The sequence below is a fragment of the Candidatus Latescibacter sp. genome, assembly GCA_030692375.1.
Lineage (GTDB): Bacteria > Latescibacterota > Latescibacteria > Latescibacterales > Latescibacteraceae > JAUYCD01.
This window is the reverse complement of sequence record JAUYCD010000253.1, coordinates 1-6,924: the sequence shown is the minus strand read 5'-3', so window position 1 is coordinate 6,924 and position 6,924 is coordinate 1. Positions and strand designations below refer to the sequence as shown.

General features: G+C 45.6%; 4 protein-coding genes and 1 tRNA gene. All 5 read right to left on the bottom strand.

What is annotated here, in order from left to right:
- Window positions 1-135 precede the first annotated feature (135 nt).
- Complete coding sequence (locus Q8O92_15320) at window positions 136-2,337, bottom strand: tetratricopeptide repeat protein (GenBank protein ID MDP2984687.1); 2,202 nt, start codon at window positions 2,335-2,337, stop codon at window positions 136-138.
- A gap of 164 nt (window positions 2,338-2,501) precedes the next feature.
- Window positions 2,502-2,579 (bottom strand) — tRNA-Asp (locus tag Q8O92_15315).
- Window positions 2,580-2,637: 58 nt separating this feature from the next.
- A complete protein-coding gene (locus Q8O92_15310; GenBank protein ID MDP2984686.1) occupies window positions 2,638-5,697 on the bottom strand; it encodes a BamA/TamA family outer membrane protein in 3,060 nt (1,019 codons plus the stop codon).
- 4 nt (window positions 5,698-5,701) lie between these two features.
- Window positions 5,702-6,331 carry a hypothetical protein gene (locus tag Q8O92_15305; protein MDP2984685.1) on the bottom strand — a complete coding sequence of 210 codons (630 nt, stop codon included), beginning with the start codon at window positions 6,329-6,331 and terminating at the stop codon, window positions 5,702-5,704.
- 8 nt (window positions 6,332-6,339) lie between these two features.
- Window positions 6,340-6,924 (bottom strand): hypothetical protein (locus Q8O92_15300; GenBank protein MDP2984684.1); only part of this gene is annotated, 585 nt, incomplete at its 5' end.

Genomic DNA, 6,924 nt, shown 5'->3' with positions numbered 1-6,924 from the left:
AGTTTCTTTTTCTTTTTACCCCCTTAAAAAGGGGGTCGCCGCTCAAGCGGCGGGGGGATCTTTATTCGCTGGGAAGAAGAAATCCCCCCTGCCTTTGGCATCCCCCCTTGTTAAGGGGGGAATATGAATCCAACTTTATTGCATTGACTTAACATTAGTGGCATCATCTATTTTCCCAAGGCGTTTATAAATATATGCCAGATTAGTTCGAGCATCAACCAAATCTGGTTTGAGTCTTATAGCGTCTTTAAAACGAATTATTGCCTCCTCATACTTTTCTTGTTGTACAAGAATATTTCCCATATAAAAATAAGCTTCTGCAATGTTTGGGTTGATTTGCAGCGCTTCGGAAAAATGTGAAAAAGCCTCATTATTCTTACCTTCTTTATATAAAATGATTCCAATACTTTTGTGTGTATCGGCGTTGCCGGGATTCAACTTCAGCGCTTCATTGTAATACATGAGCGCCTTATCAATATTGCCGATATTATACCAGAGTATGCCGATGTCTTTAAGCACCTTATCATTGTTGGGATCGAGCTTCAATGCTTTGTTATAATGCATGAGAGCCTCATTTGTCTTGCCTTGACTATCATAGAGAATTCCTATATTATCGTGAGCTTCTGCGTAATTTGGATTGAGTCGCAATGCTTCATTGTAATACCCGAGTGCCTTGTCATTATTGCCGAAATTATACCAGAGTATGCCGATGTGATTGAGCACCTTGTCATTGTTGGGTTTGAGCTTCAATGCTTCGTTATAATGCATGAGCGCCTCGTTTGTCTTGCCTTGACCAGCATAGAGAATTCCGATATTATCATGGACTTCAGCGTAATTTGGATCGAGTCGCAATGCTTCCCGGAAGTGTGCGAGCGCTTCATCGTACTTGCCAATCCTGGTTAACAGCGCTCCTAAATCGTTATGAATTCTAGCAAAGCTGGGATCGATCTTCAGCGCTTCATTGAAATGGGTAAAAGCATCTTCGATCTTTCCGTGCCTGGCGTAGTAATACCCGATATATTGATGCGCCAGGTAGTTCTTTGAAGTTACAGTAAGAGCGTGGGACAAAAGTGAATAAGTGTCTTTCCAGTGCTTCACTTGCACCCATGTTATTGTTCCATATATAAAAATGATTACCATCATGAGCATGGATAAAATAAGTTTTTTTTGACCCCAGTTATGTATGCTGTCAGAAACACCCCAGACGCCCATGACAAACAAACCGATAAGGGGCATATAAGTAAATCTGTCAGCCATACTTTGTTCGCCAGCCTGAAAAATCCCGATCACAGGCAAAAGCGATACTAAATACCAAAACCATCCGAAGGGATACCAGGGGAAGCGCCGCGATAATCGAATTACGAGTACTGTTATACCCATTAGTAACAAACCAGCGCACGATACCTCCCATAAAGGGACAGCTTCACTTCTGTACGGGTAAAAAAACGCGAGGTGGCGGGGAACGATCATCTTTCCTATATAGAGCGCATATGATAAAACGGCTTCTTGTAAACGCTGCGGCAAAGAAAGAGAGTCTAATGATATTAATGCATTGCCCCCCTTTGCAACAACAAGAGTGACAATAAAAACAATTGCCGAAATCATGAAAAATGGGATTTTTTCAATAAAAATTCGGTTAATTGTTACTTTAGCAACCTTCATAAATTTTGAATTCTTTAACGTTACTTTTCCACCGCCATTAAATCTTCCGAATGGCCAAAAATCCAATAAAAGCAATAAAACCGGGAAAGTAATAATCATTGGTTTTGCCATAATACCCAGGGAAAATAACACAATAACCGGAACATATTTACGAAGAGAGGGACGTTCGACATACTTTGAATACATATACAAAGCCATCATCATAAAGAATATACTGAGAACATCCTTGCGTTCCGTAATCCAGGCAACTGACTCTACATGTAATGGATGAAGAGCAAAAAGAGCAGCGACAAAAGCGCTTCGCCAGGTATTTCCGGTCGTTTTCCTGAAAAAAGCAAACAATAAGAGTGTATTGATTATATGAAATAAAACATTTGTGAGATGATACCCTCCGGGATTTAATCCGAACAATTCGTAATCAACGATCAACGAAAGCCATGTTACAGGTATCCAGAGGCACGATCCATGTGTTGAGGTGAAAGAATTGATTATGCTTTGTGGATTCAACCCGCTCTTTACATTGACATTTTCATAAACATAGGTGTCATCATCTATATTTATAAAGTAGTAATTATGCACCTGCCCATAGACAACCAATGTTCCAAGGATAAGTACAAAGATTAAACCAATAGTTTGGATATCGAAGTTTTTTATTGAAGAGAAAATTTTTTTCATAATGGTCATGGGGATAGGGGTGTCAATCAGAATTATTCAGGAGAAATATATCACCTTATTCATGGTGAATCAAGTGAGGAGATAGTGTGGGGGATGAAGATAAATTGGAAATAATAAGGACTCGGGTACAATTCCCAAGTCCTGTATTTATAGAAAGTTATTATTGGCGGGGTAGACGGGGCTCGAACCCGCGACCTACGGCGTGACAGGCCGTCACTCTAACCAAACTGAGCTACTACCCCTTTTTCAACGTCCTTAAAAATACGAAATCTATGGTTCGGTGTCAATCACAAAATAAGCTTAAAAATCCGGGCCGAGAGCTACGCTGAACATGGGGCTAAAATTCTGGTTGAGATCGGTTGGCCAAGCGGTGTCGAACCTGAGGATGGCGAATCCCAGATTCACACGCATCCCGAATCCCCAGGTCATTTTGATATCGTTCAGCCTGAAAATTCCGGCTTCATCAACCACACCCCCGCGGAAGCTTCCGTTATAGACTTTGATATATTGAGGTTTATCGGCTGTGCCTATGTTTATTCGCTCGTTTTTCCCCCAGGCAGAACCGATGTCGGTGAAGAATACCCCGCCGATGTTTCCGATGGTCAACGGAAGAGGCCAGCCCAGGGAAAGGTATTCGATGAAGGGGAAGCGAAATTCAAAGTTGGTGAGAAAATAATGCTCGCCATAAAATGCATTCCAGTTGTAACCGCGGAGAGGATAGGGTGACCTTGCAAAGAAAACATCCTGGGATTGTTCGATTCCGGGGCCGAGCCAGGTTACCTTCGCATTCAGCCAGTTATCGGTGCCTCCGAGAAAGAACAGGCGCGGGTTACGGCCGAAACTGGAGCCTCCGCTCAACCGTGACACAAAATTATATTTATTGCCGAACCGGTGGTAGTTACGATAGTCAACTTCTACTGTGGTATAAGAAAGGTCTGTCTGAGCCAGCGGAGGATTGTATTCGATGTTGACTTTGTACCGTGATCCGTTGACCGGACCGGTATATTCCCAGAGAGCGTTGTCATGGATGAAGCTCGCATCAATCCCCAATGTTCGAACACCGGCAAGCTTCTGTTTTTCCCCGGGAAAGGAGCCGTAATATGGATCGTAGTACAAGCTGGAATAAGCATCGCGCTGGACGGTCAGGAAGTTTATGGCGCCTTCCAGACGCTCAAACCGGGAAAGAGGGCGCGAAGCCATGAAAGACCCGCCGTAAATCCGGTCGCTGAAAATATCCCAGTTTGTGGAATAATAGTATTTTTTATAATGAAAAAGGCCAAATCCGTAATTGGTGCGTTTTTTCAGATACATGTACGATATAGCCAGATTGCTTTCTTCCAGCGAATATTGAAGCTGCGCACCAAGATTGATACGGTGATCCCCCATGATATCGGAGAATGAAACCTGCCCCATTCCGCCGATTCCATAAAAGGTATTATAACTGGCAAAGGCGTTGATCATGTCCGGAGTGAATTTAAGGGAATATGATTTCTCTTCCGTTCTCGGTATTGCCAATTCCTGTCCGGAGCCGGTGTCGGAAAGAACGACATCGGACTTCTGCTTTGGAGAGGATGCCTGCTTCAATGCAAGGGTTCTATAGGCGGTGGGAGTGATGTTTTCCAGTTTAATATCACGTTTGAGGGGGCGTTTAAGAATGTAAACGTCCCAGCCGCCGTACTTGAAACAAGTAAATGCAATGGTATTCCCGTCCGGAGACCAGACCGGCGCCGAGGCATCGGTGAGAAGGTTGGTGAGAGGCGTTACCGTCATCGCATCGAGATTTATGGAATAGAGATTGTTAATCCCGTTTCGGTCAGAGGTAAAAACGAGATTCTTCCCGTCGGGCGACCAAGAAGGGTTCCTGTCGTTGAATGGGCCTGTGGAAATCCTCTGGATATTGGAACCGTCTGCATTCATAGTGAAAAGATCGTAATCTTCCTTTATGTCATTCAGGGTGTATTCGTAGGGAGGGTCGCGCCGGTCGGATGAAAAGACGATACGCTTTCCGTCAGGGCTCCAGGAGGGGTCCGCCTCATTGAAGAAATCATCGGTCAGCCGCATGATTTCTCCGTTTTTAACCGTTACCGTGAAGAGATCCAGTTTCCCATCCTTTATACCGCAGAAAAGAATCTTGCTGCCGTCCGGAGACCAGGACGGGGAATACACGGCGCCCATATCGAGTTTGATTTCCTTGTCGAAACCGCCGTCATCCACCTTTTTGATATGGATAGCATCGCGCGAGCCTGATTTCGATGCGAACGCGATCATCTTGCCGTCAGGCGACCAGGTGATTCCTCCCCGCAGCCAGTGCATCTCTTCGTAATCGCCCGCTTTTTCTCCTTTTACCAGGGTTTCCAGGATTTTTCCGTCCGACGCCCGCATGAGGAGGATTTCCTTGTACCCGTTACGGTCGCTCAGGAATGCTATCTTGTCGCCGGTCGGATTGAACTCAGGGCTGATGTTCAGATAATTCTTCTCTTTTTCATGGTCGGTGAGCTTGACTCCAAAATCTTCAGGAAGCTCACGGCCTGCCACTTCAGGCCAGTGATCCGTACGGAGCTTTCTCTGCCATTCCTTTGACAGGTCTTCGATGCTTTTTCCGAGGACCGATTTAAATGCCCTGTCCAGATTCTTGGAGGCGCTGAGGGTTTGCAAAAGCTCGCCGGCTATCCATTTCGTGGGACTTCCATACTGTTCCTGGAGGAACCTGAAGAAGGATTCGCCCCCTTTATAGACCAGGTATCCCCCGTAGGTATTTTCGATAGGGGGAATATAACCGCTGATGATGCCGTCACGCATGATCATGTCAGCTTCCGTGCCCCAGTACTGGCTTTCATGCTCCGCGAGACCTTCCGCAAACCACAGGGGAAGCTGAAAAGTGTACTCGCGGCTGACTATGGATTGCATCACGCCGCCGTAGAGCATGTCAAACATGATGGCATGGGTAAGCTCATGATGAATTACGTGCTTGAATTTATCCAAGGAGCCTTCCCAGGGTATAACCACACGATTTTTAAACAGCTCGGTGAAACCGCCGGTCCCTTCCTCGATGATATCTGTCAATACATTGGTCTGGGAGAAATCATTATGTGAGCTGAACACCAGAATAGGGATGCGTTTCTTGGGGATATAGTTCCAGTGGGCCGAAATGCTCTTGTAAGAGTCGTCCGCGATACGGGAAGCGATAAGCGCGATCTCATATCCTCCCTCAGTGTAATAAATATCAAAATACTCTGTCGGGATATATTTCCAGGAAAAAGAAGTATAATTCACCTTGTTCTGGCCGAAATACTCCTGCGACAGCGCGGTTCCGGAAAAAAACAAGAGGTAAATGAAGAGATAACCCGCGATTTTATTCACAATGTCAATAACTCCTTCTATAGGTTAGCGCAAGTCCATTCTCTAATACATTTACAGTTACTGCTCTATTTGCGGAACTCTTGCGGATCAGGCTGGATGCCTGCAGTCCCGAAAGAAAATGATTCAGCACCGCTCCTGCAATACAGTACTTGATGTTGTTTTCATAATCGAGCTCACGCTCCCGTAAATATCTGAACTGAACTCTGTCAGCCTCCGAGTCCCAGTTCCATCCCTTGTTTCCTGTATAGAGCACGGGAACATCATTCATTTGAAGCTGAGACTGATTATAATCGAACGATGAGTTGTAAGCACCTATGGCATTCAGGTACGCAATGCCGGTTTCAGAAGGATCGGCGCCGGCTTTAAGAGCGCCCTGAGCAAGGTAGTCCTGTCTCCGAGCCTGTTTCATGGTGGTATTATAATAATACCCTCCCCAAATGGCAAGCTCCGTTGCAATAAACAGCTTGGCATAGCCGGGAGAACCGGCGTAGAACTGCCCGAGTCCCGGAACCAGGAACGACAACATGAATGCTTTCATGTGATCTTTTTTCACTTCGGCCCCGGCTGGCGCCGCAGTAAAGATGTACAAGAACAATAACGCCAGAATGGCGATGCCGGTTGCAGGTCTTTTCACAAACTGCCTCAGAATTTTTTCGTAAACATGAGCATGGGAACTTTGTGATCGTTTATCTGCTTCTGTACGATACTCATACGCACCATGCTCAGCTCCGAATCGATCTTCTTGTTGTGATGGTAGGCCAGCCGGGCCGCGTCTATGGCTGAAACCATCCGGTTGATAATCATAAGGTCTATTCCATCCTGCCCCAGTTTCAGTTTATCATTGGACTGTTTTCGCATATTCATGTATTGGTTGCGATCAGGGGAAACCACATTCCGGATGTCTTCATCGAAATTGCCGTTGGCTTTGCCGGTGCTGTCTCGGAGCGCGGCATTGTTTTTCGTGATATCTTCCCAGCCGTACACAAACTGAGGGTACTTACCGATCATCTCGTAATACTGCTGTGTTTTCGAGGAGGGGATAGTATGCGAAATCTTGCTCTTTCCGATCTTGATCATTGCATCGGTCAGGGTGTCGATCGCCGCAAAATTCGTTGAAGAAATATCGTCGCTGAAACCGTTTTCACGCAGTTTGTCCTTGAACCAGTTCCAGTAGGTATATACCAGGTCTTCTCCGGTGGAGCTTTTGGTATCGGCGTAATGCCAGTG

Coding starts and splice junctions, on each gene's coding strand:
- Q8O92_15320 (MDP2984687.1), bottom strand. CDS start 2,337: ATGAAAAAAATTTTCTCTTCAATAAAAAACTTCGATATCCAAACTATT.